The 26,926-nt window shown below is 58.7% G+C and carries 30 protein-coding genes and 1 pseudogene; 19 read left to right on the top strand and 12 right to left on the bottom strand.

Annotated elements, in window-relative coordinates; genetic code table 11:
- Positions 1–7 precede the first annotated feature (7 nt).
- Positions 8–337: a DUF6388 family protein gene (locus ACA043_RS18080; protein WP_187678451.1), complete on the bottom strand. Its 330-nt coding sequence runs from the start codon at positions 335–337 to the stop codon at positions 8–10.
- Positions 338–471: 134 nt separating this feature from the next.
- Here ACA043_RS18080 and ACA043_RS18075 point away from each other — a divergent pair, with 134 nt between their 5' ends.
- The gene (locus ACA043_RS18075) at positions 472–822 is read left to right on the top strand and encodes a hypothetical protein (RefSeq protein ID WP_187678450.1); all 351 of its coding nucleotides are present in this window, start codon (positions 472–474) and stop codon (positions 820–822) included.
- 101 nt (positions 823–923) lie between these two features.
- Here ACA043_RS18075 and ACA043_RS18070 read toward each other — a convergent pair whose 3' ends face one another.
- The gene (locus tag ACA043_RS18070; RefSeq protein WP_497657599.1) at positions 924–1,349 is read right to left on the bottom strand and encodes a GNAT family N-acetyltransferase; all 426 of its coding nucleotides are present in this window, start codon (positions 1,347–1,349) and stop codon (positions 924–926) included.
- Between the two features lie 149 nt (positions 1,350–1,498).
- Between ACA043_RS18070 and ACA043_RS18065 the strand changes: the two genes are divergently transcribed.
- The 4 genes and pseudogenes from ACA043_RS18065 (at position 1,499) to ACA043_RS18050 (ending at position 4,584) form a co-directional block, all read left to right on the top strand.
- Positions 1,499–1,936 (top strand): hemerythrin domain-containing protein, encoded by a 438-nt coding sequence (locus ACA043_RS18065; protein ID WP_497657598.1) that lies wholly within the window; start codon positions 1,499–1,501, stop codon positions 1,934–1,936.
- A 222-nt stretch (positions 1,937–2,158) separates the two neighbouring features.
- Positions 2,159–2,794, top strand: coding sequence for a lytic polysaccharide monooxygenase auxiliary activity family 9 protein (locus ACA043_RS18060; protein ID WP_187678447.1), 636 nt, complete (start codon positions 2,159–2,161; stop codon positions 2,792–2,794).
- 44 nt (positions 2,795–2,838) lie between these two features.
- Positions 2,839–3,837 (top strand): annotated as a pseudogene (locus ACA043_RS18055) (chitinase); the annotation flags it as partial.
- A gap of 156 nt (positions 3,838–3,993) precedes the next feature.
- A complete protein-coding gene (locus tag ACA043_RS18050) occupies positions 3,994–4,584 on the top strand; it encodes an NUDIX domain-containing protein (RefSeq protein WP_497657597.1) in 591 nt (196 codons plus the stop codon).
- A 19-nt stretch (positions 4,585–4,603) separates the two neighbouring features.
- Here the strand turns inward: ACA043_RS18050 and ACA043_RS18045 are convergent, their stop codons facing one another.
- Positions 4,604–5,119 carry a methylated-DNA--[protein]-cysteine S-methyltransferase gene (locus tag ACA043_RS18045; RefSeq protein WP_497659663.1) on the bottom strand — a complete coding sequence of 172 codons (516 nt, stop codon included), beginning with the start codon at positions 5,117–5,119 and terminating at the stop codon, positions 4,604–4,606.
- A gap of 151 nt (positions 5,120–5,270) precedes the next feature.
- Here ACA043_RS18045 and ggt point away from each other — a divergent pair, with 151 nt between their 5' ends.
- From ggt to ACA043_RS18020, 5 genes are all read left to right on the top strand, one after another.
- Positions 5,271–6,998, top strand: a complete 1,728-nt coding sequence (ggt, locus tag ACA043_RS18040; RefSeq protein WP_489880240.1) for a gamma-glutamyltransferase — start codon at positions 5,271–5,273, stop codon at positions 6,996–6,998.
- Positions 6,999–7,064: 66 nt separating this feature from the next.
- Complete coding sequence (locus ACA043_RS18035) at positions 7,065–7,598, top strand: cysteine hydrolase family protein (RefSeq protein WP_489880239.1); 534 nt, start codon at positions 7,065–7,067, stop codon at positions 7,596–7,598.
- 95 nt (positions 7,599–7,693) lie between these two features.
- Entirely contained in the window at positions 7,694–8,704 is a 1,011-nt protein-coding gene (locus ACA043_RS18030) for a lysozyme inhibitor LprI family protein (protein WP_497657596.1), read from the top strand.
- 163 nt (positions 8,705–8,867) lie between these two features.
- On the top strand, positions 8,868–9,326 hold the full coding sequence (locus tag ACA043_RS18025; protein WP_497657595.1) for a GNAT family N-acetyltransferase: 459 nt from the start codon (positions 8,868–8,870) through the stop codon (positions 9,324–9,326).
- A gap of 128 nt (positions 9,327–9,454) precedes the next feature.
- Positions 9,455–10,090 (top strand): hypothetical protein, encoded by a 636-nt coding sequence (locus ACA043_RS18020; protein ID WP_497614588.1) that lies wholly within the window; start codon positions 9,455–9,457, stop codon positions 10,088–10,090.
- 41 nt (positions 10,091–10,131) lie between these two features.
- On the opposite strand, the gene ACA043_RS18015 is transcribed toward ACA043_RS18020, so the two are convergent.
- Together ACA043_RS18015 and ACA043_RS18010 are read right to left on the bottom strand one after the other, a co-directional pair.
- The gene (locus ACA043_RS18015) at positions 10,132–10,677 is read right to left on the bottom strand and encodes a hypothetical protein (RefSeq protein WP_497657594.1); all 546 of its coding nucleotides are present in this window, start codon (positions 10,675–10,677) and stop codon (positions 10,132–10,134) included.
- Positions 10,678–10,728: 51 nt separating this feature from the next.
- Positions 10,729–11,046 (bottom strand): DUF7693 family protein, encoded by a 318-nt coding sequence (locus ACA043_RS18010; protein ID WP_497657593.1) that lies wholly within the window; start codon positions 11,044–11,046, stop codon positions 10,729–10,731.
- A 159-nt stretch (positions 11,047–11,205) separates the two neighbouring features.
- Between ACA043_RS18010 and ACA043_RS18005 the strand changes: the two genes are divergently transcribed.
- Positions 11,206–12,651: a SulP family inorganic anion transporter gene (locus ACA043_RS18005; RefSeq protein ID WP_497657592.1), complete on the top strand. Its 1,446-nt coding sequence runs from the start codon at positions 11,206–11,208 to the stop codon at positions 12,649–12,651.
- A 78-nt stretch (positions 12,652–12,729) separates the two neighbouring features.
- Here the strand turns inward: ACA043_RS18005 and ACA043_RS18000 are convergent, their stop codons facing one another.
- Positions 12,730–13,242: a carboxymuconolactone decarboxylase family protein gene (locus ACA043_RS18000; RefSeq protein WP_497657591.1), complete on the bottom strand. Its 513-nt coding sequence runs from the start codon at positions 13,240–13,242 to the stop codon at positions 12,730–12,732.
- A 54-nt stretch (positions 13,243–13,296) separates the two neighbouring features.
- Positions 13,297–13,482, bottom strand: coding sequence for a hypothetical protein (locus ACA043_RS17995; protein WP_497659686.1), 186 nt, complete (start codon positions 13,480–13,482; stop codon positions 13,297–13,299).
- On the opposite strand from ACA043_RS17995, the gene ACA043_RS17990 reads away from it, so the two are divergent.
- Positions 13,393–14,190, top strand: a complete 798-nt coding sequence (locus ACA043_RS17990) for an AraC family transcriptional regulator (RefSeq protein ID WP_497659662.1) — start codon at positions 13,393–13,395, stop codon at positions 14,188–14,190. The two genes, ACA043_RS17995 and ACA043_RS17990, sit on opposite strands and share 90 nt — an antisense overlap.
- 3 nt (positions 14,191–14,193) lie before the next feature.
- Here ACA043_RS17990 and ACA043_RS17985 read toward each other — a convergent pair whose 3' ends face one another.
- On the bottom strand, positions 14,194–15,087 hold the full coding sequence (locus ACA043_RS17985) for a DMT family transporter (protein ID WP_497657590.1): 894 nt from the start codon (positions 15,085–15,087) through the stop codon (positions 14,194–14,196).
- Positions 15,088–15,178: 91 nt separating this feature from the next.
- On the opposite strand from ACA043_RS17985, the gene ACA043_RS17980 reads away from it, so the two are divergent.
- Complete coding sequence (locus tag ACA043_RS17980; protein WP_497657589.1) at positions 15,179–16,510, top strand: aminotransferase-like domain-containing protein; 1,332 nt, start codon at positions 15,179–15,181, stop codon at positions 16,508–16,510.
- A gap of 52 nt (positions 16,511–16,562) precedes the next feature.
- A complete protein-coding gene (locus ACA043_RS17975; RefSeq protein ID WP_489880227.1) occupies positions 16,563–16,949 on the top strand; it encodes a c-type cytochrome in 387 nt (128 codons plus the stop codon).
- A 28-nt stretch (positions 16,950–16,977) separates the two neighbouring features.
- On the opposite strand, the gene ACA043_RS17970 is transcribed toward ACA043_RS17975, so the two are convergent.
- A complete protein-coding gene (locus ACA043_RS17970; RefSeq protein WP_497657588.1) occupies positions 16,978–17,868 on the bottom strand; it encodes a LysR substrate-binding domain-containing protein in 891 nt (296 codons plus the stop codon).
- A 160-nt stretch (positions 17,869–18,028) separates the two neighbouring features.
- Here ACA043_RS17970 and ACA043_RS17965 point away from each other — a divergent pair, with 160 nt between their 5' ends.
- Positions 18,029–19,330 (top strand): NAD(P)/FAD-dependent oxidoreductase, encoded by a 1,302-nt coding sequence (locus tag ACA043_RS17965; protein ID WP_497657587.1) that lies wholly within the window; start codon positions 18,029–18,031, stop codon positions 19,328–19,330.
- Between the two features lie 52 nt (positions 19,331–19,382).
- The gene (locus tag ACA043_RS17960; RefSeq protein ID WP_497657586.1) at positions 19,383–20,471 is read left to right on the top strand and encodes a polyamine ABC transporter substrate-binding protein; all 1,089 of its coding nucleotides are present in this window, start codon (positions 19,383–19,385) and stop codon (positions 20,469–20,471) included.
- Positions 20,472–20,602: 131 nt separating this feature from the next.
- Here the strand turns inward: ACA043_RS17960 and ACA043_RS17955 are convergent, their stop codons facing one another.
- The 3 genes from ACA043_RS17955 to ACA043_RS17945 all read right to left on the bottom strand — a co-directional run bounded on the left by ACA043_RS17955 (position 20,603) and on the right by ACA043_RS17945 (position 23,663).
- Positions 20,603–22,255, bottom strand: a complete 1,653-nt coding sequence (locus ACA043_RS17955) for a sensor domain-containing diguanylate cyclase (protein ID WP_497657585.1) — start codon at positions 22,253–22,255, stop codon at positions 20,603–20,605.
- A 157-nt stretch (positions 22,256–22,412) separates the two neighbouring features.
- On the bottom strand, positions 22,413–22,970 hold the full coding sequence (locus ACA043_RS17950; protein WP_497657584.1) for a phage infection protein: 558 nt from the start codon (positions 22,968–22,970) through the stop codon (positions 22,413–22,415).
- Between the two features lie 123 nt (positions 22,971–23,093).
- Complete coding sequence (locus tag ACA043_RS17945) at positions 23,094–23,663, bottom strand: chorismate mutase (RefSeq protein WP_497614570.1); 570 nt, start codon at positions 23,661–23,663, stop codon at positions 23,094–23,096.
- A 199-nt stretch (positions 23,664–23,862) separates the two neighbouring features.
- Here ACA043_RS17945 and ACA043_RS17940 point away from each other — a divergent pair, with 199 nt between their 5' ends.
- From ACA043_RS17940 to ACA043_RS17930, 3 genes are all read left to right on the top strand, one after another.
- On the top strand, positions 23,863–25,221 hold the full coding sequence (locus tag ACA043_RS17940; protein WP_497657583.1) for an MATE family efflux transporter: 1,359 nt from the start codon (positions 23,863–23,865) through the stop codon (positions 25,219–25,221).
- 86 nt (positions 25,222–25,307) lie between these two features.
- Complete coding sequence (locus tag ACA043_RS17935) at positions 25,308–26,303, top strand: acyltransferase family protein (protein ID WP_497657582.1); 996 nt, start codon at positions 25,308–25,310, stop codon at positions 26,301–26,303.
- A gap of 62 nt (positions 26,304–26,365) precedes the next feature.
- Positions 26,366–26,923 (top strand): YceI family protein, encoded by a 558-nt coding sequence (locus ACA043_RS17930; protein WP_187678423.1) that lies wholly within the window; start codon positions 26,366–26,368, stop codon positions 26,921–26,923.
- Positions 26,924–26,926: the final 3 nt, after the last annotated feature.

Genomic DNA, 26,926 nt, shown 5'->3' with positions numbered 1-26,926 from the left:
GCGGCGGTTACGGTTTTATTCCATACAAGTCGCAATACTCCAGCCAGTCCATGCCGGCCATTTCCGCCACCTCGCGATGAACGTTCAGACGCTGGGCCTGATATTCATCAGGCGTTGCTGCCGTCAGTTGCAAGGTCAGTTCCCAGGCAAACAACCCTAGGCTTTCCGCCTCGGCCTCGAACGCTTCATGCAGGCGTTCTTCGCGATACTGTGCCTGGGTTTCACCCTTGGCCTGAGCCAACAGCGGATTGAGATGGTCGAGGGTTTCGCGCAGTTCGGGGCGTGCGTCGAGAAACAGTTTCAGGGCGTGTTCATGTCGCTGCTCGGTAGGCGCCATGTGTTTTCCTTGTGAGGCTGATGACCTTAGGTTGCCGCAGCGGCTCGCGTGTGTCGCGCTATAAATGCAGTAAAGCAGAACGATTCGGGCTGCTGCGGTGATACAGTCCGCTTTTTTCTGAATGAGCGAATGCAATGCGAATTCTGATGGTGGCGCTGGCCGCGACGGTGCTGGCCGGTTGCGCGGGTTCGATGATGGACGATGCTCGCACTAAAACGCCCTACAAAACCCTGACCTCGAACAAGCCCGAGAAAGTCGTCGCCCAGTGTGTGCAATTTGCCTGGCAGGACGAAGCGGTGTTCGGAGTGGACGCCGGGGCTTATCTGCAACCGGGCAAAAAGTCCGGTTCGACGGTCTACACGCGTTCGGCAGAATCGTTTGTCGATGTCAGCACGGAGGCGTCGGGCACGGCGTTGAGTTACTACGCGCAGAAGGACGATTTCGTGGCCAAGCGCCGGTTGGCGGCGTTGGCGACCTGTCTCTGATCATGTATTGAGGCGAGTGCCCCTTCGCGTGCAAGCTCGCTCCCACATTGGAATGCATTTCAAATGTGGGAGCGAGCCTGCTCGGGAAGGGGCTATCAAATTCAATCAATCAAGCGCTTCTGGAAAAAATGCCGCTTGTGCCCCAGCGGATAATCCACAATCTCGCCACACTCGCTATAGCCGACTTTCCGGTAAAACTCAGGCGCCTGAAATGAGAAGGTGTCGAGCCAAATCCCGACGCAATCTTTCTTCCGCGCAAACTCTTCGGCCATCTGCATCAATTTCGAGCCGATGCCCTGACCGCGCCCCTGCTCCGGTACCGCCAACAACTCAATGAACAACCACCGATAGAACGTGTGGCCGTACAGGCCGCCGAGGATCGCGTCGTGCTCGTCGCGAACCAAAAGGGCAATCGGCTCCAATGTCGAGGGGCCTGCTTTGGCTGCGTTGTGGGCACGCAGTGGCGCCAGAATGGCGTTGCGTTGTTCTTCGTTGGGGTTCTGCGATAACTCGATACGCAAGTTCATGGATGACTTCCTTGTGGTCTGAGGTGCCAGATTATCCTGCCCGGTGGTCGTGTTCCAAGCCCTGAAGCAACGCTGGTGGAACCGCCGTTCACGCGCTGCGGTCTAGCCTTAACAGCGTCATTCCAGCACGCGGTTGATGAGGACACCCCATGAACATTTTTGAAGCCCTTCGCGAAAGCCACGACCGCCAGCGCACCTACGCCAAAGCCCTGATCGAAACCAGCGGCGATACGCCGGAGCGCGTCGAGGCCTACAAGCAGCTCAAAGCCGAGCTGAAAGCCCACGAAACCGCCGAAGAGCGCCACTTCTATATCCCCCTGATGAAGTTCGACGACGGTGTCGACCTCAGCCGACATGCCATTTCCGAACACCACGAAATGGACGAAATGATGGAAGAGCTCGACGAGACCGAGATGTCCAGCCCGGCATGGCTGGCCACTGCGAAAAAGCTCTCGGACAAGGTTCATCACCACCTCAAGGAAGAGGAGCACAAATTCTTCCAGATGGCCGGCAAATTACTCGACGAAAAACAGAAAGAACAGCTCGCCGGACAGTACGAAAAGGAGTTTCAGGCGCAGTTACCGTGAGTCACCCATGCGGGATTTCGTAACTTCGACGTGTACGCCTTTGGCTATGCGTCGAGTGCGATTCGCCACAATATACTGTGTTTATATCCAGTGTTTTCGCTGTTTTACTGATTGTGTCGGACAGATCTGCGACAAAACCGCCGATGGACAAAAAAATCACCTCCGTTAGCTTGAAGGCCTCTCCTCGGAAAGGAGAGTTCTTAAATCAACGGAGTGAAAAACATGAATCAACCACAAGCACAAACCCAACTGCGACACGGTCGCGTCACCTCCCCGGCGAGTCGTGGTGCGGTCGCTATTGAGCAAGGATTGCTCGGTGCCTGGCAGGTCAACGAAATGGAAGGCGGCAAGAATTTCCCGGCGCTGGTGGCCGGGCCGTTTCCAGCGCCCTACGAATCCGACTCTGCCAGTGTCGCGCCGCCGGCCGACGGCTACATTCTCAGTGGCGGCAAAACCGATCCGCGTGATTGCGTGAACTTCACGAATGAGGAGATGAGCCAAAAGCTCGGTCGTCCGTTCACCTGGCCGCTGCTCAATGTCACCCCGGGTCAGACCCTCGAAGTCAAATGGGAATACACCGCGCCGCACACCACCCGCGGCTATCGCTGGCTGATCACCAAGGATGGCTGGGACCCGAAACAACGCATCACCCGTGCGCAACTGGAAGCGCAGCCGTTCTTCGAGGACTTCTATACTCAGGTGCCTTACTACAGCCATTCAGCGGAGCTGAAGGCCAAGGTCAATCACTCGGTGAAACTTCCGGCGAACAAGCAAGGTCATCACGTTATCGTCTTGATGTGGATCGTCGCCAACACCGGCAACGCGTTCTATCAGGCCTTCGACGTCGACTTCAAATAACGACGCAGCGTCGTCAAAACCCACACGTTCTGAAGGATTAGAACATGTCAAATATCGACTTCTCTTTAATGCAAAACGCGGCGAGCGATGCGGCGTCATTGATGCCGAGCATTGCCGACAAAAAGATCCTCATGGGCTTCTGGCACAACTGGCCGGCGGGACCGAGCGACGGATATCGCCAAGGCCGCTTTGCCAACATCGCGCTGGAGGAGGTCCCCAAGGAGTACAACGTGGTCGCCGTGGCCTTCATGAAGGGCAGCGGGATTCCGACCTTTAAGCCGTTCAACGTGACCGATGCCGAGTTCCGCCGTCAGGTCGGCGTGCTCAACAGTCAGGGGCGGGCGGTGTTGATTTCCCTGGGTGGCGCGGATGCGCACATCGAGTTGCACAGCGGCCAGGAACAACCACTGGCCAATGAAATCATCCGTCTGGTGGAAACCTTTGGCTTCGACGGCCTGGACATCGATCTTGAACAGAGCGCGATTGATTTCGCTGCCAACAAGACCGTCCTGCCGGCTGCGCTGAAACTGGTCAAGGATCACTACGCGGGCCAGGGCAAGCACTTCATCATCAGCATGGCCCCGGAGTTTCCGTACCTCACCAGCAGCGGCAAGTACGTCGGTTACTTGCAGGCACTGGAAGGCTACTACGACTTCATCGCCCCGCAGTTCTACAACCAGGGTGGCGACGGGGTCTGGGTGCCGGAGGCCAACAACGGTGCCGGCGCGTGGATCGCGCAGAACAACGATGAGCTGAAAGAGGATTTCCTCTATTACCTGACGGAAAGTCTGGTGACCGGCACGCGTGGTTTCACGAAGATCGCGGCGGACAAGTTCGTCATTGGTCTGCCCGCCAACGTCGACGCGGCTGCTACCGGTTATGTGATCGACAAGACCGTTGTAGGCAATGTGCTCAAACGGTTGGCGATCAAAGGACACCCGATCAAGGGCCTGATGACGTGGTCGGTAAACTGGGACAACGGCGTCAGCAAGGATCGTGTGCCATACAACTGGGAGTTCAGTCGGCGTTATGGGCCGCTGATCACCGGAGTGCAGGCAAGCGCACAAGAGGTGGATGAAACGGTGCTGCACGTCGCCCGTTAGTTGTGAATAAAAAAGCCCGGTAGCGCTGCCGGGCTTTTTTTGTCGGTTCGATTAATCGACTATGAACGCTTTCTGATGACAAAAGGATGAGGCGTCATGGCTAACACAGCCGAACGGGTCAATATCATCGAGACTCAGGTGTTGTCCCACGACTGGTATCTCTTGAAGAAAATCACTTTTGACTACCACCGCAATAACGGCGAGTGGCAGCGCCAGACGCGCGAAGTGTATGACCGCGGCAATGGCGCGGCGATTCTGCTTTTCAATCGCGAGAAGCGCTCGGTGGTGCTGACCCGTCAGTTCCGCTTGCCGGTGTTCGTCAATGGTCATGACGGTCTGCTGATCGAAGTGGCGGCGGGGTTGTTGGAGGGGGCGGCGCCAGAGCAGCGCATTCGCGACGAAGCCGAAGAGGAAACCGGCTATCGCGTGCATGACGTGAAGAAAGTCTTCGAGGCCTATATGAGCCCCGGTTCGGTCACCGAGAAGCTGCACTTCTTTATTGCCGAGTACGACTCGGCGTCGAAGGTCAGCGAAGGCGGCGGTCTGGAAGAAGAGACCGAAGAGCTGGAAGTGTTGGAGTGGTCATTCGATGAAGCCTTGGCGGCCTTCCAGCGCGGCGAGATCTGCGACGCCAAGACCATCATGCTGTTGCAGTACGCGGCGATGAATAACCTGTTCGATCGATAAGGCTGCGATCTTCTGATCTTTAAAATAGCTCACCAGTTTTGCCAACCTCTGACCAGTCACCACCTTCCAACGTCAACAATCGCTCTTTAGCCTCAAGCCCCCCGGCAAACCCGGTCAATTTCCCCAATGCGCCAATTACCCGATGACACGGCGCAACGATTGAGATCGGGTTCCGTCCATTTGCCGCGCCCACCGCCCGCACGGCACTTGGATTGCCGATTTGCAGAGCGATCTGGCTATACGTGCGAGTCTCGCCGAACGGGATCGTCAGCAGCGCCGCCCAGACCTTTTTCTGAAAATCCGTGCCGGCAAAATCCAGCTCCAGGTCGAAGCGATCTCGCGTCCCGGCAAAATATTCTTCAAGTTGCCGCGCGGTTTTCAGCAGGATCGGATTGTCCGGCGCTTCACTCATCGGCCCAAGGCGCACCCGGTTGGGTTTATCGTTTTCCCAGAGGATGGCCGCCAGTCGTGAACCGTTCGCGACCAGCTTCAACTCGCCGACCGGCGAGGGCAGGGTGATGAACGTGTAGGGCATGGGGAAGAACTCCGGATCAGCACGGCAACAGCGCCCAGCATACTGCCTGACCGGGAAGGCGCAAACCGCAAACCCGACCATACTGCTTGTTGCTTTTGAAGCGTTCGCCTCTGTTTTGCACAGACCCTGAAAACAAAAAAGAGATCGACTCATGAAGTACGAACCTTTGGCCAAATCGCTGATAGCGACCTCACTGGCACTCAGCTGCCTTATGGCTCACGCCGCCTCGGTGGCACCGGTTGCCGCAGAAAACGGCATGGTGGTCACCGCGCAACATCTGGCCACTCATGTCGGTGTCGATGTGTTGAAAAGCGGTGGTAACGCCGTCGACGCGGCGGTCGCGGTGGGTTATGCGCTGGCGGTGGTCTATCCCGCAGCGGGCAACCTGGGTGGCGGCGGTTTCATGACCATTCAACTGGCGGACGGGCGCAAGACCTTCCTCGATTTCCGCGAAAAGGCCCCTCTGGCCGCGACCGCCAACATGTACCTCGACAAGGATGGCAACGTCATTCCGGATCTGAGTACCCGTGGCCACTTGGCGGTCGGCGTGCCGGGCACTGTGTCCGGCATGGAGCTGGCGCTTAGCAAGTACGGCACCAAGCAGCGCAAGGAGATGATCGCCCCGGCGATCAAACTGGCTGAAGACGGATTCGAGTTGCAGCAGGGTGACGTGGAGTTGCTGGAGTACGCCACGGACGTGTTCAAGAAGGACATGCGCGATTCCGGTTCGATCTTCCTCAGCAACGGCGAGCCGATGCAGGTCGGGCAAAAACTGGTGCAGAAAGATCTCGGCAAAACCCTGCGGACCATTTCCGAAAAGGGCGCCGACGGTTTCTATAAAGGCTGGGTGGCCGATGCCATCGTCACCTCCAGTCAGGCCAACAAGGGCATCATCACCCAGGCCGACCTCGACAAATACAAGACCCGCGAACTGGCTCCGGTGGAGTGCGATTACCGTGGCTACCATGTCGTTTCGGCGCCACCACCAAGCTCCGGCGGGGTGGTGATCTGCCAGATCATGAACATTCTTGAAGGCTATCCGATGAAGGATCTGGGCTTCCATTCGGCCCAGGGCATGCACTACCAGATCGAAGCGATGCGCCACGCCTATGTTGATCGCAACAGTTACCTCGGCGACCCGGACTTCGTGAAGAACCCGATCGAGCATCTGCTCGACAAGAATTACGCGACCAAACTGCGTAACGCCATCCAGCCGCAAAAGGCTGGGGTCTCCGCTGAACTGAAACCCGGCGTTGCGCCCCATGAAGGCAGCAACACCACTCATTATTCGATTGTCGACAAGTGGGGCAACGCGGTCTCGGTTACCTACACGCTCAACGACTGGTTCGGTGCGGGTGTGATGGCGAGCAAGACCGGGGTGATTCTCAACGACGAAATGGATGACTTCACTTCGAAAGTTGGCGTGCCGAACATGTACGGTCTGGTGCAGGGCGAAGCCAACGCCATCGCGCCGGGCAAGGCGCCGCTGTCGTCGATGAGTCCGACCATCGTCACCAAGGACGGCAAAGTGGTGATGGTGGTCGGCACGCCGGGTGGCAGCCGGATTATCACGGCCACCTTGCTGACCATGCTCAACGTCATCGACTACGGCATGGGCTTGCAGGAAGCGGTGGATGCGCCGCGTTTTCACCAGCAGTGGATGCCGGAAGAAACCAATCTCGAAGACTTCGCCGCCAGCCCGGACACGAAGAAGCTCCTCGAGAGCTGGGGCCACAAGTTTGCCGGCCCGCAGGACGCCAACCATATCGCCGCGATTCTGGTCGGTGCGCCATCACTGGAGGGTAAGCCGGTAGGCAAAAACCGCTTCTACGGTGCCAACGATCCACGGCGCAACACCGGGTTGTCATTGGGTTACTGAGAGGCGTAAAAAGGGGGCGGGCGCACGTCCGCCCCTGTCTCAAGGATCGATCAAGGAAGGCCCACCATGACCACCGCATTACTGATCATCGACGTCCAACGCGCACTTTGCTCGGGCGAATACCAGTGCCACGACATCCAGCGCGTGATCGGCACCATCAACGACCTCAGCACCCGCGCCCGAAAGGCCGGGGTTCCGGTGGTGCTGATTCAGCATGAGGAAAAGGACAGCCCGCTGGCCCACGGCGCTGAAGGCTGGCAACTGGCCGAAGGGCTTGAGACGTCCGCCAAAGATCTGCGCGTACGCAAAACCACCCCGGACTCGTTCTACCAGACCGACCTGCGTAAACTGCTGCCGAGCGAAGACTTTGAAAAACTGGTGATCTGCGGCCTGCAAACCGACTATTGCGTCAACGCTACCGTGCGCCAGGCCCATCAACTGGGCTACGACGTGGTGCTCGTGTCAGATGCACATTCCACCGTCGACAACGGCAACATGAGCGCCGAAGACATCATTGCCGAACACAACAAGGATCTGGCACACCTGACCGGTTCCGTGGCGCGGATCGATGTAAAACCTGCCGCCGATATCGTGTTCTGATCACAAATCCTACAGGGGGCGCGTTTTGTGTACACCGAGGATTTCCGGCAGCAGCACTGGCATACTGCCCGTCGCCTGAAGAATGGAATCTCTCGATGCTCGCTTTCACTCACCGTCATGCCCTGGCGCTGACCGTCCTCGCGTTTACCTCCGTTACCCACGCCAGCAGTTTTGATTGCGCCAGTGCCATCAGCAAGACTGAAAAAGCCATCTGTGGCAATCCGGATATTTCAGTCCTTGACGAGAAACTCGCAGAGCGTTGGCGCTCGACCCTGGCCAAAGTCCCCGATCCCAAAGCCCTAAAGACAGATCAACGGCAGTGGCTGAAAAGTCGCAACGCCTGTGGTGACTCGGCTGCCTGTTTACGCCGGGAGTATTTGATGCGTCTGTCCGAGCTCGAACACGCCACTCAGCCCTTCAGTTGGAATGCGACTTGGCAACTGATTCCGCCAAGTTCTTCGACATCGGCCACGGTGATGACTAAACGTATTGATGCCACGCACATAAACTTCGACATCACGGCGGGTGAGGGAGCCAACTCCGGTGATCTGGATGGAGTCGCCACACTGAATGGCAGTGAAGCCCTATATGAAGAAGGCGAATGCAGGCTGAGTTTCACGCCCATCAATGGCGTGCTCGATATCTCGAACGTTAGTTCGGGTGGCGATTGCGGAGGTGGTATGGGCGTGTATTACACCGGCCGTTTTATTGCCTCGCAGCAACCGTTGGCACTGGATTACGACATGCTCAGCCTTGGCCTGGCACGAACGCCAGAGGAAAACCAGGCACTGCACACACTGCTCAAAGACGATTATCAGAGGCTGGTGGAAGTGTCCGGCTCTTTGATGACGGGCGAGCCTTCAACCGACGTGCCAGGTAGTGAGGTCGCGGAGATGTGGATGCGTGGTCTGGGCGGCACTGGCGTCGTGATGCGGGCAAGCGACGCGCGCTTCTGGGTGTTGTTGGTGACTTACAATACAGGCCACGCGCGCCTGCGCTATTACACCAACGTGCGGCAATGGAAAACTCGTCTACCTGACGCCTTGCAAGCCTGGAATGAACGTATGAAAAACCAGCTTGAACTCCCCGTGGACTTCATGCCCTGAACTGCGACACAAATCACAAACAAACCCCCACTAATCTCTCTCATCTACCCGCCGGTGGGTCGCCGACCAAATGAACTGCATCAAGTGCTGAGGATCCACCGGGGCATATTCGACGGGCAGCGCTATGCTGGTTCGAGCATCAATGTGAAAGCAGGGTGTTGAAATGACTATTCATGTATTAAGAGCCAATGCCACGCATCTGGACGCGGTGGCAAAACTGTTCGACGCCTATCGCGGTTTCTATGAACAACCGTCGAACCTTGAGCAATCGCGAGCGTTCATTGCCGAGCGCATGGCCGGCAACGAATCAGCGATTTTTCTTGCTCAGGATGAGAGCAGCGAGGCGTTGGGTTTCGTCCAGTTGTACCCGACCTTTTCGTCCATCGACGCCCATCGCACCTGGCTGCTCAGCGATCTGTTCACTGCGCCGGCCGCCCGTGGACATGGTGTTGGCAGATTGCTGATGAACACTGCACGCGATTTCGCCGTGGAGACAGGCGCGAAAAGTCTGGTGCTGGAAACAGCAACCGATAACTTCACCGCGCAAGGTTTGTACGAGTCACTGGGGTATGTGCGAGATACGGGTTACTACACCTATCTCCTCGATTTACGGCAGGGCTGAGCAAATATTTTTGTCATTTTCCCGAATTCGGTCTTTCCCCAGACGATCACTGTCTCTAGAATCCGCCCGGCTTTCGACATGAAGGCTCATTGCCATCATTTGGCATTGTTCATATAGGGACGGACATCATGCAATTCGGGAAAATTCTGGCGCTGGGCCTGGTGCTCGCGCTGGGCGGTTGTGCCAGTTTCACCAAGGACGAAGTGGCGCCGGTGACATTGCCTTCGATGGCCAACTACGCCAACAAGCCAAACGTCTATGTCGATTTCGACTTCTATCAGGGCGAGCCGAAAAGTGCTTCCGCTGTGGAAGTACCGCAAGCGCGCGATCAACTGAAGCCACAGCTACAAAAAATACTCGCTGATTCCGGCCTGTTCGGCCGTGTCACCCTGGATGAATTCCAGAAGCAGCCGGGCGATTACAGCCTGCGCCTGAAGATGTACAACCATCCGCCGAACGCCGGCTCCATGGTGTTGGCGTTCATCAGTGGTTTCAGCATGGGGGTGATCCCGGCCTATGGCACCGATCAGTACACCCTGAGCCTGGAAAGCGTGGATGGACAAGGGCAGGCCCTGCCCACCGCAAGCAATCACGACGCGGTCGGTACCTGGATCGGCATCTGGTTTATCCCGCTGATGGCCAACACACCAAAAGAGGCGGTGAATGACACGTTCACCCGTCAGGTCAATGCGCTGCTCAAACAAATGGTTGATAACAAAAACCTGAAGTACTCGGCACTCGAAAGCCTTACTCCACGGGCCTGAAGCCAAAAAAAGAGCCGCGATTGCGGCTCTTTTTTTGTCTGTTACTTCAATGCCTGGATGAACTGCGGGTCGCTGTACAGATCCTTCAGCAGATCGCGCAACATCGGGTTGTAAGCGTTGACCGCGTTGGGGATCGCAATAAAACCGAAGAAGCTACTGCTCCATTGGCTGCTGACATCCTTGGTCGCGTTGTACACGACATCGTTGCCGTTGAGCAAGGTGAAGCGCGCCGCAAGCTTGCCGGTACCCGTGCCCATTCCAGCGGTGAGTTCATTCTTCACCACCAGCACTTTCAGCTGACGCTGGGCTTGCGGATCGAGCAGGCCGGCCTTGCGCAATTCTTCGGTTATCGCGTCCTGAATGTGCGCCGGGATACTGCCGGACGGCGAACGGACAGGGTTGGCACGTACCACCAGCGAACCTTCACCGAATTCGGCGGTGACCTGAGGATTGCTGATCGCATGCAGTGGCGGAGTTTGCTTTAGCTTCTGGACGTTCTCAAAGCTCGGCTCGTAGCGGGTCATGGTCATGCCACAGCCTTGCAGCAACAGCGCCAACATCGGGATCAACAACAGCGACTTCTTCACGGCAGTTCCTTGCGTGGGAATAGAGGGGGGCGAATTATGGGCAGAGTGCCATCATTGATCAACCGTGTTTATTATCCCCGCCAATAACCTCTCCATCTGTGTCAATTCCCAAGTGCTCAGCAAACTCACCGGATCGGTGCCATAACGCTGCCACGTCTCAAGCGCACCCTCATGGCCATCGGCGCTGCGGGCGTATTCACAGTGATGCAACCGTTCACCCTCAAAATCCAGCAGTAGATGCCAGCCTTCGATATCCACTGCGACCAGTACGGCCTCGGAGGGTGTCTCGCAACGTTTGAATGCGAGCACGCCCAGTGCAGCCTCGCGCAAACGCTGGCAAACCTCACGGGCGGTCAGCAATGAAGACATGTTCGAACTCGATGAGTGCAGGAGCGCGCCAGCATAATGCGCGAGTCGATCGGTGTCAGCGATCACTGGCCCGATCCCGGACAATTCCGTAACATCCGCAGCCCTCTTTTTCCGCAAAACATTGCGGCCACACTCTTCGGCCGCTCAGTCAGGTACACCATGAAACCGATTCGTCTGCGCGCCGATGTCCTGGCCGGACTCACCACCTCGTTTGCCCTGTTGCCCGAATGCATTGCGTTTGCGCTGGTGGCCCACCTCAATCCGCTGATGGGCCTGTACGGCGCCTTCATCATTTGTACGCTGACCGCGCTGTTCGGTGGCCGGCCTGGGATGGTCTCCGGTGCGGCGGGTTCGATGGCGGTGGTGATCGTCGCGCTGGTGGTGCAACACGGTGTGCAATACCTGCTGGCGACCGTGTTGCTGGGCGGTTTGATCATGATGGCGTTCGGGTTGTTGCGTCTGGGCAAACTGGTGCGGATGGTGCCGCACCCGGTGATGCTCGGGTTCGTCAACGGTCTGGCGATTATTATTACGCTGGCGCAACTGGAGCATTTCAAGAACGGTGAAGACTGGCTCAGCGGCACGCCGCTGTACCTGATGACCGGGCTGGTGCTGCTGACCATGGCCATCGTCTACATCCTGCCGCGCCTGACCCGCGCGGTGCCGCCGGCACTGGTGGCGATTCTTGGCGTGGGTCTGCTGGTCTACCTGTTCGGCCTGCCGACCCGCACCCTTGGCGACATGGCGCACATTGCCGGCGGCTTGCCGACTTTCGCCTTGCCGGACATTCCGTGGACGTTGGAAACCCTCGGCATCATCGCGCCTTACGCGATTCTGATGGCGCTGGTCGGTCTGCTGGAAACCCTGCTGACCCTCAACCTCACCGACGAAATCACCGAAACCCGTGGCTACCCTGATCGCGAGTGCGTGGCGCTCGGCGCGGCAAACATGGTCTGCGGCGCATTCGGCGGCATGGGCGGTTGCGCAATGATCGGCCAGACCGTGATCAACCTGAGTTCCGGCGGGCGCGGGCGTCTGTCCGGCGTGGTGGCTGGTGTGCTGATTCTGCTGTTCATCCTGTTTCTGTCACCGCTGATCGAGCGTATTCCGCTGGCGGCGCTGGTGGGCGTGATGTTTGTAGTGTCGCAACAGACCTTCGCCTGGGCCTCGTTGCGGGTAGTGAACAAAGTGCCGCTCAACGATGTGCTGGTGATCATCGCTGTGACCACCATCACCGTGTTCACCGATCTGGCCACGGCTGTGCTGTGCGGGATCATCATCGCTGCGTTGAATTTTGCCTGGCAACAGGCGCGTGAACTGTATGCCGATGAGCATCTGGAAACCGACGGCAGCAAACTCTATCGCCTGCACGGCACGTTGTTCTTCGCCTCGACCACGCCGTTTCTCAACCGGTTTGACCCGGCCAATGACCCGGCGCGGGTGACGTTGGATTGCCGGCATCTGAGCTTTGTCGATTATTCGGCGATTGCCGCGCTGAAAACCTTGCGTGAACGCTATGAGAAGGCTGGCAAGCATTTGCAGGTGTTTCATCTGTCGGAACGTTGCAAGAAGTTGTTAAAACGCGCGGGCGTTGATCACGATTAAACGCCTTTGCAGTAGCAACCTAATCCCTGTGGGAGCTGGCAAGCCAGCTCCCACATTGGTTTTGTGTGTGGCCAGGTTTCAAATCGCCGGAAAGTCGATATCGGTCAGCGCCGCGTTGTTCAGGTAGTTGGTCAGCGACTGCACCGCCACCAGCGCTATCACCTCAATGATCTTCGTGTCATCGATCCCGGCAGCGCGGGCGGCGGCGATCTGCTCGTCGTTCAAGTGGCCGCGGCTTTGGGTGATTTGCTGGGCAAGTGCGGCGTAGGCGTTGAGTTCGCCCTGACGTGCCGCGACGATGTCCTGCGCTGATAGCCCGGCCTTGCTTGCGAAGAACGTGTGGGCCGACAGGCAGTAATCGCAACCGTTGACCTGCGACGTGGCGAGGTAAACCGCTTCTTTCTCCTTGGCGTTCAGCGAGGTTTTGCCGAGTATCGTCGAGGCTTGCAGGTAGGTTTCAAGGGCGACCGGTGCCTTGGCCAGTGTGCTGAACACGTTCGGCAGGAAGCCGATTTTCTTCTTCACGCCTTCCAGCGCTGGGCGGGTGGCGTCGGTGGCGGATTCGAGGCTGATAGCGTTGATGCGGCTCATGGTGATTCTCCGAAAGACGGGCGCGAAGTGCGCCGGCGATGGAGTTAATGTTAATCAGCGCGTCTGGTGCTTTGGCTGCGGATCGTCGAGGATATGCGACAGATCGTCCAGATATTCGCTCGGGAGTCGCCCATGGATCGCCTTTCCACCTTGCTCAGCCATTTCGCTGTACATGCAGGCACTTTTCACAGCGGCGACTTTTGCGGCGTCAGCGTTCATGAGGGCGAGCAGAATGGTCATGTGCATCTCTTGCAAGCTGGCGAGTTGCTGCTCAAGCCGGGCAATCAGCGCGAGATCCGACTTGATGAGCCCGCACTGATTTTCTTCCCCAGACCCTTTGCCCATCGCATGGTGGCCGATGAGACCATGAAGACGAAACTGGTCTGCGCATCGCTGACGTTTGATGGCGGTTCGGGCAATGCTCTGGCGGCGGCGCTGCCGGATTATCTGGTGCTCAAACTCAGCGAAATCCCGGAATTGAACAGCACCCTGGAATGGCTGTTCAAGGAAGCTTTCGAAGGTCATTGCGGGCGCGTGGCGGTGATGGATCGGCTGTTCGAATTGCTGGTGATTTTGCTGTTGCGTCATCTCATCAGCCGTCGTGATCAACAACCGGGAATGATGGCCGGGCTGGCCGATTCACGCCTGTCTCGCGCCTTGAATCTGATGCATGAACAACCGGCGAAAGCGTGGAGCGTGGCCGATCTGGCGACAGCGGCCAACCTTTCACGTGCCGGATTTGCCGAACAGTTTCGTCGCGTCGTCGGCCAGCCCCCGGCGGATTATCTGCTGAGCTGGCGGGTCAGCCTCGCGCAAAAACGCCTGCGCGAGGGCAAGCCGATTGCGCTGATCGCCGAAGAAGTCGGTTACGAAAGCCCTTCGGCGCTGGCCCGGGCATTTCGGCGCAAGACCGGGCTCAGTCCTCGGGAGTGGAAGGCAGGAGCCTGAGTTTTATTTGGCGAATTTCTTCGCTCCCGCCACACACAGAATTACCCCCAGCGTTACCGCGAGCATGCCGACGCTGACCTGTTCATGCAGCAACGTCGCCGCCAGCGCCAGGCCGAAAAACGGTTGCAGCAATTGCAACTGCCCGACGGCCGCGATCCCGCCCTGCGCCAGGCCGCGATACCAGAACACAAATCCGATCAGCATGCTGAACAGCGACACATAGGCCAGGCACAGCCATGCCGAAAGGCTGATGTGGCTGAACGAGGCGGGCGCCAGCCACAGGCTGAGCAGTGCCATCAGCGGCAGCGACAACAGCAGCGCCCAGCAGATCACCTGCCAGCCACCAAGAGTGCGCGACAGTTTTGCGCCTTCGGCATAACCGAGGCCGCAGGCCAGAATCGCCGCGAGCATCAGCAAGTCACCGGTGGGCGAAGCGGTCAGCCCCTGCGACAAGGCGAACCCAACCACCAATGCGCTACCCAGCACCGAAAAAAACCAGAACACCGCTCGCGGACGTTCACCGCCACGCAACACGCCAAAAATCGCCGTCGCCAGTGGCAGCAATCCTACAAACACAATCGAATGTGCCGACGTCACGTGTTGCAGCGCCAACGCCGTCAGCAATGGAAAACCCAGCACCACACCCATCGCGACGATGAACAACGACAGCCACTGGCCGCGCGCCGGACGCCGTTCACGAAACAGCCCTAACAGAATCACTGCCAACACCCCGGCGATAGCCGCGCGCGCAACGGTGAGAAACACCGGGTCGAACTCCAGCACCGCCAGACGGGTGGCCGGCAGCGAGCCGCTGAAGATCACCACACCGATAAAGCCGTTGATCCAGCCGCTGGTTTTTTCGAGAGCCGGGTTTGTCAGGTTTGATGTCCGTTCCATACGAGGTCACGCTCAAAGGTGGGGTTGCGTTGCCGCCATCCTGCGGCCGAGAATCAGCACAATCAAAAAATTGTCATGGATACATCCCGACATGCCGCGCTCCCGCTACAAGAACCTTGTCGATGCCTATGCGGCAGATATTCGCGCTGGACGCCTGGCGCCCGGCACGCGACTGCCGACTCATCGAGAACTGGCGGCAAGGGAAGGGCTGGCGTTGGTCACGGCCTCGCGGGTGTACGCCGAGCTGGAGGCGATGGGCCTGGTCAGCGGCGAAACCGGGCGCGGCACGTTTGTGCGGGAAACCTCGTTGTTGCCAGGGCAGGGCATTGATCAGAAGGACGTGGCGGTCGGCATGATCGATCTCAATTTCAACTACCCGTCATTGCCCGGGCAGGCTGATCTGTTGCGTACGGCGTTGCGGCAATTGGCGTTGTCCGGGGACCTGGAATCGCTGCTGCGTTATCAACCCCACGCCGGCCGCCAGCATGAGCGCGCTTCGGTCGCGCGTCATTTGCTGAGCCGCGGCGTTAGCGTCGAGGCCGAGCAAGTGCTCATCGTCAACGGCGCCCAGCAAGGGCTGGCGGTTGCGTTGATGGCGCTGCTCAAACCGGGTGATGTGATTGCGGCGGATGCGCTGACCTATTCCGGGTTCAAAGTGCTGGCCGAAGCGCTTCATCTGGAAGTGGTGGCAATCCCGATCAACGAGCAAGGGCCTGATCTGGCGGCGTTGGACAAACTCTGCTGCAGCCGCTCGGTGCGCGCCGTGTACAGCATGCCGACTCTGCACAATCCGCTGGGCTGGGTCATGCCTCTTGAGCAGCGCGAGCAACTGGTCTCGATTGCCCGTCGGCATGATCTGACGATCATTGAGGACGCGGCCTACGCCTTTCTGGCGGAAAACCCACCGCGAACGTTGGTCGACCTGGCACCGGAGCGCACGGTTTACGTGTCGGGACTTTCCAAGAATATCGCCACTGGTCTGCGCGTCGGTTTCATCGCGGCGCCTGCGCTCATGGTGCCGGCGCTGGAGCGCATCATCCGTGCCACCACCTGGAACACTCCCGGAATAATGACGGCGATTGCTTGCGGTTGGCTCGATGATGGCACCGTCACTCAGCTTGAGGAGCAAAAACGTAATGATGCGCGAGCCCGTCAGACAATGGCCGCCGAATTGCTCCACGGATTGCCCTGCATCACTCACCCGTCCTCGTACTTTTTGTGGCTACCGCTGCCGGAAGACGTGCGCGCCGATCAGATTGTCGTGGAGCTGATGCAGCAACAGATTTCAGTCACCACCGCCGAACCGTTTTCGGTGGCGACGTACGTACCGCATGCGATTCGGCTGGCGTTGGGGTCGGTGGACATGGAGGTATTGCGTCAGGCGTTGATCACTGTCAGAAGGGTTGTCGGCGCTTACCTGTAAAAACAAAGTGCTACTCTTGCGCCGCCCGATTCCTGCCGTTCCGGAACCCTAAATGAAAAACACCGCTTCACTGTCCCTCGCCCTGATCCTCACTACTGGCCTGGTCAGCACCGCCGTGAACGCCGCAGGTGACCCTGAGGCTGGCGCAAAAATCTTTCCGCGTCTGTGTGGCGGCTGCCATCAAGTCGGCGAGTCCGCGCGTCCGGGGTTCGGCCCGCAACTCAACGGCATCATCGGTCGGCCAGCCGGGATCTCGGCGAACTACGTGTATTCCGATGCGATGAAGAATTCAGGAGTGACGTGGGATCACGAAACGCTGAAGGCTTACCTGAAAGATCCAAAAGGCGTGGTGCCGGGCACGCGGATGATTTTCTGGGGGCTGAGTGATGAGGAGAAACTCGAAAATCTGTTGGCGTATCTGCAAACGTTCCCGCAATAACAACCCGCTCGATCCCCTGCGGCAGCGCCTACAGGGCAATTGGGTTCATGGCCTGCTCGGCAAACCAGCGCATCACCAGTGTGCATTGCGGGTGCGATGCCGCCGAAGGCTGCGGACAAAACGAATAAATCCCCCCCGTCCTCAACGGCTCACCAAACGGCACCACCAACACCCCACGCTCAAGCGACTCCGCCGCCAGCGTCATGTCCGTCACCGCCACGCCCAATCCCCGCGCCGCCGCATCCAGCGCCAACTCATCGAGGTTGAACGGGATGTGCCGGTAATCCTCCAGCGGTTTGCCGTCATTCGCGGCCAGCCATTCGATCCATGCCTGGCGATCCGCCGAACGATGCAGCAAGGCAAAACGCAGCAACTCCTCTACCGAGCGCGGCGCGTTTGCCAGGTTGGGTGAACACACCGGCACCAGCGTTTCTTCGAACAGCGTCAGGCAGTCCGGGTCGGTCGACGGCTGCGGCAGATAAAGAATGTAGGCGTCACTGTCATTGCCCGGTTCGACGACTTCGGTGGCGACGGTTTCAATCGCCAGCGACACCTCGGGATGGCTCAGATAAAAGTCGCTGAGTTTCGGCAGCAGCCAACGCACCGCCAGTGACACATGCATGCGGATGCGGAATGGGCGCTTTTGGGGGGCGAGGCGTTCTTCAAGGGTTTTCAATTGATCAAGGATGCTGCGGGCGCTGGCCAGCACTTGTTCGCCTTCCGGGGTCAGGTGCAGGTTGCGGCTGGTGCGGATGAACAGAGCGACATTGAAGTGGCTTTCCAGTTGTTGGATCTGTCGGCTCACGGCGCTTTGGGTCAGGCACAGCTTTTGCGCGGCGGTGGTGAAGCTGCCGCAACTGGCGACTTCCACGAGCGCCTGCATGGCTTGCAGTGAGGGAACGTGGCGAATTTTATCCATGCGTTTTCAGAATGGCTCGATGATTTTATAGCGTTGGTCGGTCCGGCAAATACCTTATAGATTCTAGCTCTGGCGGCAGATTTCTCCATCGGCGCATGCGATTCACGCATGAACGCCAGGCAGAAGCAAGGCGCAGAACGACAGTCGAATGAGGTGGTGCATGGAAAACGTATGTGGCTGGATCGCGCAGGCTGGCAGCTCGCCGGAGCGCGGTCGCCTGAGTGGTGCGCAAAAAGCCGACTGGCTGATTATCGGCGCCGGAATCACCGGCCTCAGTGCCGCGCATACCCTCGCCGAAATGCATCCTCAGGCGCGCATTGTGGTGGTTGATCGGCAGCGGGCAGCTCAAGGTGCTTCGGCGCGCAATTCGGGTTTTGTCGTGGCCCACGAACATCCCGCGCACAGCGAGTTGATTGGTGCTCAGGGTTTCGCCGGGTTTGAAGTCGACACAATGATTTCCCGTGCGGCCAGCGAAGAAGTGCGCCAGCGGATCACTCGCCATGCGATCGACTGCGATTTTCGCGACAGCGGCTACTACTTCGCCGTTAACGACCGGGCCAAGCTTGACCATGTCGATGCCAAATTGGCGACGCTGCGCGCCCTCGGCGCCCGCGCAGAGTTTGTGCAAGGCGCGGCCCTTGCGCAGAAACTTGGCACTCGCCACTACGAAGCGGCGATCTGGTGCGGCCACGGCAACGCATTGCTGCAACCGGCCAAATATGTGAAAGGTTTGCTCAACGCATTGCCGGACAACATCACGGTTTACGAAAACACGGACATCACCGGTATCGAGCGCCTGAGCCAGGGACGGCTGCGCGCCCATACGATGGATGGCAGCATCGAAGCCAAACAGATTCTGGTCTGCCTGAACGCGTTCATTCCCCGGGTCGGCATTGCCGACAGTGCGACGTTCCCGATGGAACTCAGCGCCAGTCTCACGCGGCCGCTCAGCGATCAGGAATTTCAGGCCATCGGCGCGGTGGAGCCTTGGGGTGTGTTGTCGACCCGGCCCCTCGGCGCCACGGTGCGGCTGACTCCGGATCGCCGGGTGATGATCCGCAACACCGCCGAATACCGCACTCGCGATCTTTCCAACAGCGAACTCGCGCTACGCCGTCAGCACCATGTTCGCGGACTGCAACGACGTTTTCCGTTCCTCGGCGAGCAAGACATTCAGTACACCTGGACCGGCCATTTGAGCGCGAGCCGCAGTGGCCAGGCGTATTTCGACCGGGTCGAAGAGGGCGTGTTTGCCGTGGCGGGCTGCAATGGTTCCGGCGTGGCGCGCGGGACGTTGTGGGGCCGGTTGTTGGCGGAGCTGGCCTCGGGCGTCGATTCGCCATTGCTGCAATCGGTGATGCAGCGGGCCGAGCCCGGTTGGCTACCGCCGCGACCCTTCTTCGATATCGGTGCCATGCTTCGCATGCGCGTGGAGGCGGTCAGTGCCAGAACTGAAATCTGAATTTTCCGCATATCGCACAAGAACAAAAGCCACTCAACACAGGTGATAGAACATGCGCATCCATCCACTTTCTCTGACGGTCGTACTCGCGGCTACATCGGTATCCGTTTATGCCGAAGAAACCATCAACATCTCCAACTGGAATAGCTACATCGCCCCGGACACGTTGGCCAACTTCACCCAGGCCACCGGCATCAAGACCACTTACGACATCCATGACAGTAACGAAGTGCTGGAGTCGAAGTTGATGACCGGCAATACCGGTTATGACGTGGTCAGTCCGTCGAACCACTTTCTCTCGCGCCTGATCAAGGCCGGAGCGATCCAGAAACTGGACAAGGCGCAGCTGCCGAACTGGAAAAACCTCGATCAGTTGTTGATGCAGAAACTTGAAGTCAACGACCCCGGTAATCAATACGGCTATCCCTACATGTGGGGCACCGCCGGCATTGGTTACAACGTCGAGAAGATCAAGGCGATTTTCGGCAACACTGATATCACCCGCTCGTGGAAGATGTTGTTCGATGAAGAGAACATCAAAAAACTCAGTCAGTGTGGTGTGGCATTCATTGATAACCCGACCCAAGTGCTGCCGATCACCCTCAACTATCTGGGCCTGCCACCGCATAGTCACGAACCGGACGATTACAAAAAGGCTGAGCAGGCCTTACTGAAAATCCGTCCGTACATTCAGTACTTTCACGCTTCGAAATACATCAGCGATCTGGCCAACGGCAACGTCTGCGCGGTGATCGGCTTCAACGGCGACATTGTCCAGGCTGCGGCGAGTGCCAAAGAAGCGAAGAACGGCGTCGATATCGCTTACTCGATCCCGGACGAAGGCACGACCTTATGGTTCGACATGATGGTCATGCCAAAAAGCGCGCCCCATGAGAAGAACGGCTACGCCTACATGAACTACCTGCTCGAACCCAAGGTAATCGCCAACATCAGCAACAGCATCCACTACGCCAACCCTAACGCGGCAGCCAGTGAGTTCCTGAACCCGGACGTGAAGGGCGATTCGGCGATTTATCCGCCGAAAGCGGTGATGGAAAAGTTGTTCACCGTGGAAGAACTGCCGGCGAAGATTGCGCGGCTGACGACGCGGTTGTGGACCAAACTCAAAACCAACACCTGACGGTCCCTGAGCTGCCGAAGGCTCTGGCCGCGATCGGACGATCTTTTGACTTTGTTTTTTTAAATCAAGATCAAAACATCGTCCGATCGCGGCCCGAGCCTGCGGCAGCTCCAAGGGGGCGGCGCTGCACGTTAAACGCTGCTAGCCACCTGATTACGACCCGCAGCTTTCGCCTGATACAGCTGCTGATCGGCACGTTTGATCAGCGCTGTCTGGTTGTTGTCCGCCGGATCCGCCAGGCCGACGCCGATGCTCACCGTCACCTGACCGATGCCAGGGAAGTTCGCATCGGCAACCGCTGAGCGAATCTTCTCGGCGACCACTTCCGGGGTATCCGGTTGGGCGATTTCCGGCAGCAGTACGGCGAACTCTTCACCGCCGTAGCGCGCCACGAAGTCGGTGGTGCGCAGGTTGGTTTGAATCAACTGCGCCAACTGTTGCAGTACATCATCACCCACCGCGTGACCGTGAGTGTCATTGATGCGTTTGAAGTGGTCGGCGTCGATCAGCAGCAGGGCAAAAGGGCGCCCCGTGCGCCGGGACAGCAGGCTGTATTCTGTGAGTTTTTCGTCGAAGCGACGGCGGTTGTAGACGCCGGTCAAGGCATCGTGAGTCGCCAGACTCAACAGTTCTGCGTTCGCCTGCATGAGCGCGGCGGTGCGTTGCGCCACAGTGGCCTCAAGCGAAGCATTGGCTTCTTGCAGTTCGCGTTCCTTGCCGAGCAGCGATTGCGTCATCGCATCAATCGACTGGCCGAGCTGAGCAATTTCCCGCACCGGATGCTGAAGCGGGAAGTGCGCGCCGGGCTGATTGTTCTGAACCTGCCTGGCCGAGCGGACGAGTTGTTCGATCGGACGGCTCAGGTACAGCGCCAGGTAATACCCCACCAAGGCGAATACCACCGCTGCGAACACGCCCAGGAACAGCAATTTATAGAGCAGCAGTCGCGCCGGTTGCAGCGCGGTTTCCAGTGGCTGACGGACGGCAATCGACCACGATAGCGCGGTGCCCGATGGCGTTGGTACGGTCACCATGCTGGTCAGATAGCCGTTACCCACCGACCAGCCCGGCAACGCTGAATCACCAGCCGCCAGTTGCTGGCCCATCATTGCTTCCGGGTACAGCACCTTGCCGTCGTGATCGATGATCAGTGCCTCGATATCCGGCGAGGAGTTTTTATGTGAAAACGCTGCCGATTCGACAATACGTGTCACCCAACTCCAGTGCGCGTGTGCGCCCAGCACACCGATCACCTGACCTTCGGCGTCATGAATCGGTGCGGCAAAATCGATGAAACGCAACGGCTCGCCATTGGGCGTACCCGGCAACAACTTGGCCAGCAGCACGGCTTCATGGGGATCGCCGGTGTATTCGCCGCGCAATCCGGACTGAAACCAGGGGCGCGCTTGTACAGATTGACCAACCAGCAAACCATTCACCGCTTGATGCACCTGGCCTTTGGCATCGGTCACCCCCATCCACGCATACTCGTTGCGGGCCTGGGTGCGCAGTTGCATCGACTTCAGTATCGCCGGGTTATCCAGATCGCCACGCTCCAGATGTGGCGCCCGGCTGAGCATATAAACCTCAAGCTGCCGTTCACGTAACTGCTCGCCCAGTAGCGTCGCCGCCGACCGTGCGGTATTCAACAGCGCATTGCCGCTGGCCTGTTTCATCTGTTCGGTGGCGATATGCCCGACATAGAAGCCCACGCTCAATAGCGTCAGCAGGGACAAACCGGCGAACCACAGGGTCAGGTGGCTGCGCAGACTGGCTTTGAGCATGGGCGATGTCTGTCTTTATTTGAGTGGCGCCATGGTATGCGACATTGTCGATGGGCTGCCAGCGACGTAGTTCATGAAACGCGTCGAAACTGCGGGCGCAAAAAAGCCCGGCTGATCAGGCCGGGCTTTTCTGGGGGACTGCGGTAGAGCTATTGATTCATGCGACGCGGCGCTCGATCAGACGATCGGAGCCACCTTCGGCAACGCGGCGCTCTTGCAGACGATCGGAGCCACCTTCTGCAACACGGCGTTCGATCAGACGATCGGAGCCACCTTCGGCAACGCGGCGTTCGATCAGACGATCAGAGCCACCTTCGGCAACACGGCGTTCTTGCAGACGATCAGAGCCACCTTCAGCAACGCGGCGTTCGATCAGACGATCAGAGCCACCTTCGGCAACGCGGCGTTCGATCAGACGATCAGAGCCACCTTCGGCAACACGGCGTTCTTGAAGACGATCAGAGCCACCTTCGGCAACGCGGCGTTCGATCAGACGATCGGAGCCACCTTCGGCAACGCGGCGTTCGATCAGACGATCGGAGCCACCTTCGGCAACACGGCGTTCGATCAGACGATCCGAACCGCCCTCAGCCACACGACTTTCAATCAACCGATCCGAGCCGCCTTCAGCGACCATGGTGTGAGTCGGGGTTGCGGCAAAAGCGTTAACTGCGAAAACCGAGAAAGCGATGCTGAGAAGGGTTTGGCGTTTCATGATCGTGTGCTCCGGGGTGTTGTTGGTTGGTATGGAGCCGATCTTACGCCGCGGATTTTTTATGAGAACTTCATTGACGTGATGGTGACTATCGACGCCAGCAATGTTTGCCCGAACGCCGGATTACGGGGCCGTCGCGCGAACGCAAAGCTCACCGGTGGCGCGGGTCAAGGCCAGCTCATGCAACGCATCGTGGGTCAGACCCGTGCGCGCCTTCGCCAGCCAGACCGGGCAATTCGGGTCATGGCGATAAGGCAAGAAGTCGGCGTATTGCGCAAGCAACCGGGTTTGCAGCTCATCCAGGCGCGGGCGGATCTGCTTGCCCAGATCAGGACGCTGCGTGTCGGGTGCGGCGCCCGCCGCTTGCCACTGCGCGAGCAAACCGTATTGCACCAGTTTGTTGGCCTCCATTTGCGCGGCGATCAATTGCGCTACATCTTCCGGGTCGAGCTTGCGCTCGGCGGCCAGCGTGCGGGCATTGGCGATGACTTGCGCCTCGCGGGGGCTGTCCTGGATCGGCTTGCCGCTGTCCCATTTGGTCAACGCGACGTGATCGCCGATGTTCAGGCGTTCGTTCAGTGTTTCCAGCAGCGGTTTCAGCGCCTCAGGTGCTGGAGGAGGCGAGGCGGCTTGAGCGGTGCAGGCGAACAAAGCAAGAAGGGTGCTGGTCAGTAGTTTTCGAGAGTGGGGCATGAACAGAGCCTCAATGGCTGAGATTGTAATGGGCTGTTGTTTACCACAGCTACGAACGGTCACCTACAGAACCATGGCCGTCACACAGACGATGAACGCAACAATCAACACCCACCTGAAATGTTAATTGCACCCCGTCCCCAACTCACCGAAGCTATCCTTCATAAGCCCTCCCGCCGTCGAGATGGACCTCTATTCAATGCAAACCCCCAGCGTCACCAAACCCCTCTGGCACACCTACCTGCTGTTCCTGGCGCCGATGGTGCTGTCCAACTTTCTGCAATCGATGTCGGGCACGGTCAACAGCATCTACATCGGCCAGATGCTTGGCACCCAGGCGCTGGCGGCGGTATCGGGGATGTTTCCCGTGGTGTTCTTTTTCATCGCCCTGGTGATTGGTCTCGGCGCGGGTGCAGGGGTGTTGATCGGTCAGGCGTGGGGCGCGCGCGAGCCGCACTTGGTCAAGGCGATTGCAGGGGCGACGCTGTTGCTGGGGGTATTGATCGGCTTGGCGGCGGCGGTATTGGGCAGTGTGTTCGCGCGGCAGGCGCTGGCGGGGCTGGGGACACCAGCGGATGTGCTGGACGATGCGGTGGCGTATGCCCATGTGATGATGTGGATTCTGCCGTCGCTGCTGGTGTTCGTGCTGTTCACGCAGTTGCTGCGCGGGGTAAGCGATACGCTGTCGCCGTTGCTGGCGCTGGTGGTGTCGACGTGCGTCGGGCTGGCACTGACGCCGGCGCTGATTCGCGGCTGGTTCGGCCTGCCGCAACTGGGGATTCAGAGTGCGGCGTATGCGGGGCTCGCGGGTAACCTGGCGGCGATGGCGTGGCTTTCGTGGCGGCTGATTCGCAAGGGCCATCCGCTGGCGCCGGACCGGGAGTTTTTTGCGGCGCTGCGCTTCGACGGCGCGATTCTTGGCAAAGTGCTGCGCATCGGCCTGCCGACCGGCGTGCAGATGATTGTCTTGTCGCTTTCAGAGCTGGTGATTCTGGCCCTGGTCAACCAGCACGGCTCGCAAGCGACAGCGGCGTATGGCGCGGTGACGCAGATCGTCAACTATGTGCAGTTCCCGGCGCTGTCGATTGCGATCACCGCTTCTATCCTCGGGGCGCAGGCCATCGGGGCAGGGAGGCTGGAACGGATGGGGCCGATTCTGCGCACCGGTCTGTTGATCAATGTGTGCCTGACCGGCGGCCTGATCGTGCTGGGCTATCTGTTGTCGCACTGGTTGCTCGGCCTGTTCCTGACCGAAGAGTCGACCCGGGCGATGGCCGAGCATCTACTGCACATCATGTTGTGGAGTCTGTTGGTGTTCGGCTTCCAGGCGATCATCGGCGGCATCATGCGCGCCAGCGGCACGGTGTTGGTGCCGGTGGTGATTGCGATCATTTGTGTAGTCGGGGTGCAGTTGCCGGCTGCGTATTGGCTGGATGGCCAGTATGGTTTGCAGGGTGTGTGGATGGCGTTTCCGGTGGCGTATCTCGGGATGCTGGTGTTGCAGACTCTGTATTACAAACTGGTCTGGCAGCATCAGAAGATCGAGCGGCTGGTTTGATCCATGCGGGAGCAGAAAACTCTGTTTTCGCGGAGCAAAGCGTCGTAGGTTACGCAGCACAAATATAAGAGCGTTCGAGGTTGTAGGTGGGAGCTTTTCGACTGCTGTTGGCCGTTCTGGTCGCCGTGTCTCATATGGGCAAGACCATCGCTGGGCTTAATCCCGGGGTGGTCGCCGTCATTTCTTTCCTGATCATCAGCGGTTTTGTGATGACTTCGCTGATTGAGCGCAATTACCACACGCCAGAGAAAATCAGCCTGTTTTATCTGGATAGAGCGCTCAGACTGTATCCCCAGTTCCTGTTGTATTTCGGCATGTCCTGCGCGGTCATTTACTGGCTCTTGCCCGGAACCGGGCAGGCGGCTGAACTGACGTTCTCGCGGATCGCCAGCAGTCTTGCCATCGTGCCACTGGGTTTCTATATGTTCGGAGTTGCCAGCACATGGATTCTGCCTCCAGCGTGGTCGTTGGGATTGGAGGTTTGTTTCTACCTGCTGATTCCGTTTCTGCTCATCTTCAGGCTGCGAGGCGTTGCGTTCGTCTTATCTGTCAGCGTTTTTCTAGTGGCGTGCCTCGGCTACATCGACACCGATATCTACGGCTATCGATTGTTGCCGGGCGCACTGTTCATGTTTCTCTGCGGTAGTTATTTGTATGGCGCGCGGGCCAGGGGCATGGTCATCGCTGCCAGCACCGCTGGGGTGGCCGCCCTGATATTCGTGGCCATCATGGCGGGAGTGATCGAGCGCCGACCCAACAACGCAGAGGTGACTCTGGGGATAGCGTTGGGTGTCCCGGCCGTTTACCTGTTGAGCAGGCTCAAGTCCCGCTGGATGGACGAGTTTCTCGGCAACATCAGCTACGGCGTGTTTCTCAACCACTTTGTGGTGATGTACGCCCTGTATGCTCTCTGGCCGGCTGATTACGACGCTCAAAGGGTTATTACGGTGTTGATGCTGTCGTTGCTGTTGAGCTGCGTTTCGTATTACTACGTCGAGCGCCCGGTGCTGGCGCTTCGTCACCGGCTGCGACGCGGTGTCAGGTATGGCGCGACGTCCTCGCACGGCGGCGAGGTGGCGTAACCGCCGGTTGTTTGCTTAAGTCAACCAAGTCCCTCGACGGCAGCGCTGCCCGGAGAAATTCCATGTCGATCCGATTGCTGCTGGCTGTCGCGTTTTATCTGTGCGCCACCCCTGCCGTGCAGGCTGTCGAGTACAACCGCGTCAACACCACCGCCAGCCAGATCAGTTTCACCTACAACCAGATGGGCTCGCGGATGTATGGCACCTTCGGCAAGTTCGATGCGACGCTGGACTTCGACACCGATAACCTCGCCAGCGCCCGCACAACGTTGCGCATCGACCTCAGCAGCATCGACGCCGGCAGTGAAGACGCCAACACTGAATTGGTGAAACCGGCGTGGTTCGACACGCAGCAATTTCCCGTGGCGCTATTCGAATCCAGTCATTTCACGCAAGTGGCCGAAAACCGCTACCTGGTCGCCGGCCAGCTCACTCTCAAAGGCATCACCCGTGAGGTGCAAGTGCCGGTGGAGCTGAAGCCGGACAGCGCCATCGGCATTTTCGACGGTGAGTTGCTGCTCAAACGCGACGAGTTTGGCCTCGGCGCGGGGGAGTGGGCGGACACGGTGGTGTCCAAGGACATCGCCATCAAGTTTCGGGTCGTGGCGCCCCAGCAGTGACTT

It is taken from the genome of Pseudomonas sp. LBUM1648, assembly GCF_059716145.1.
Note: the sequence above shows the minus strand (reverse complement) of the source record. Positions and strands in the feature narration are given on the sequence as shown.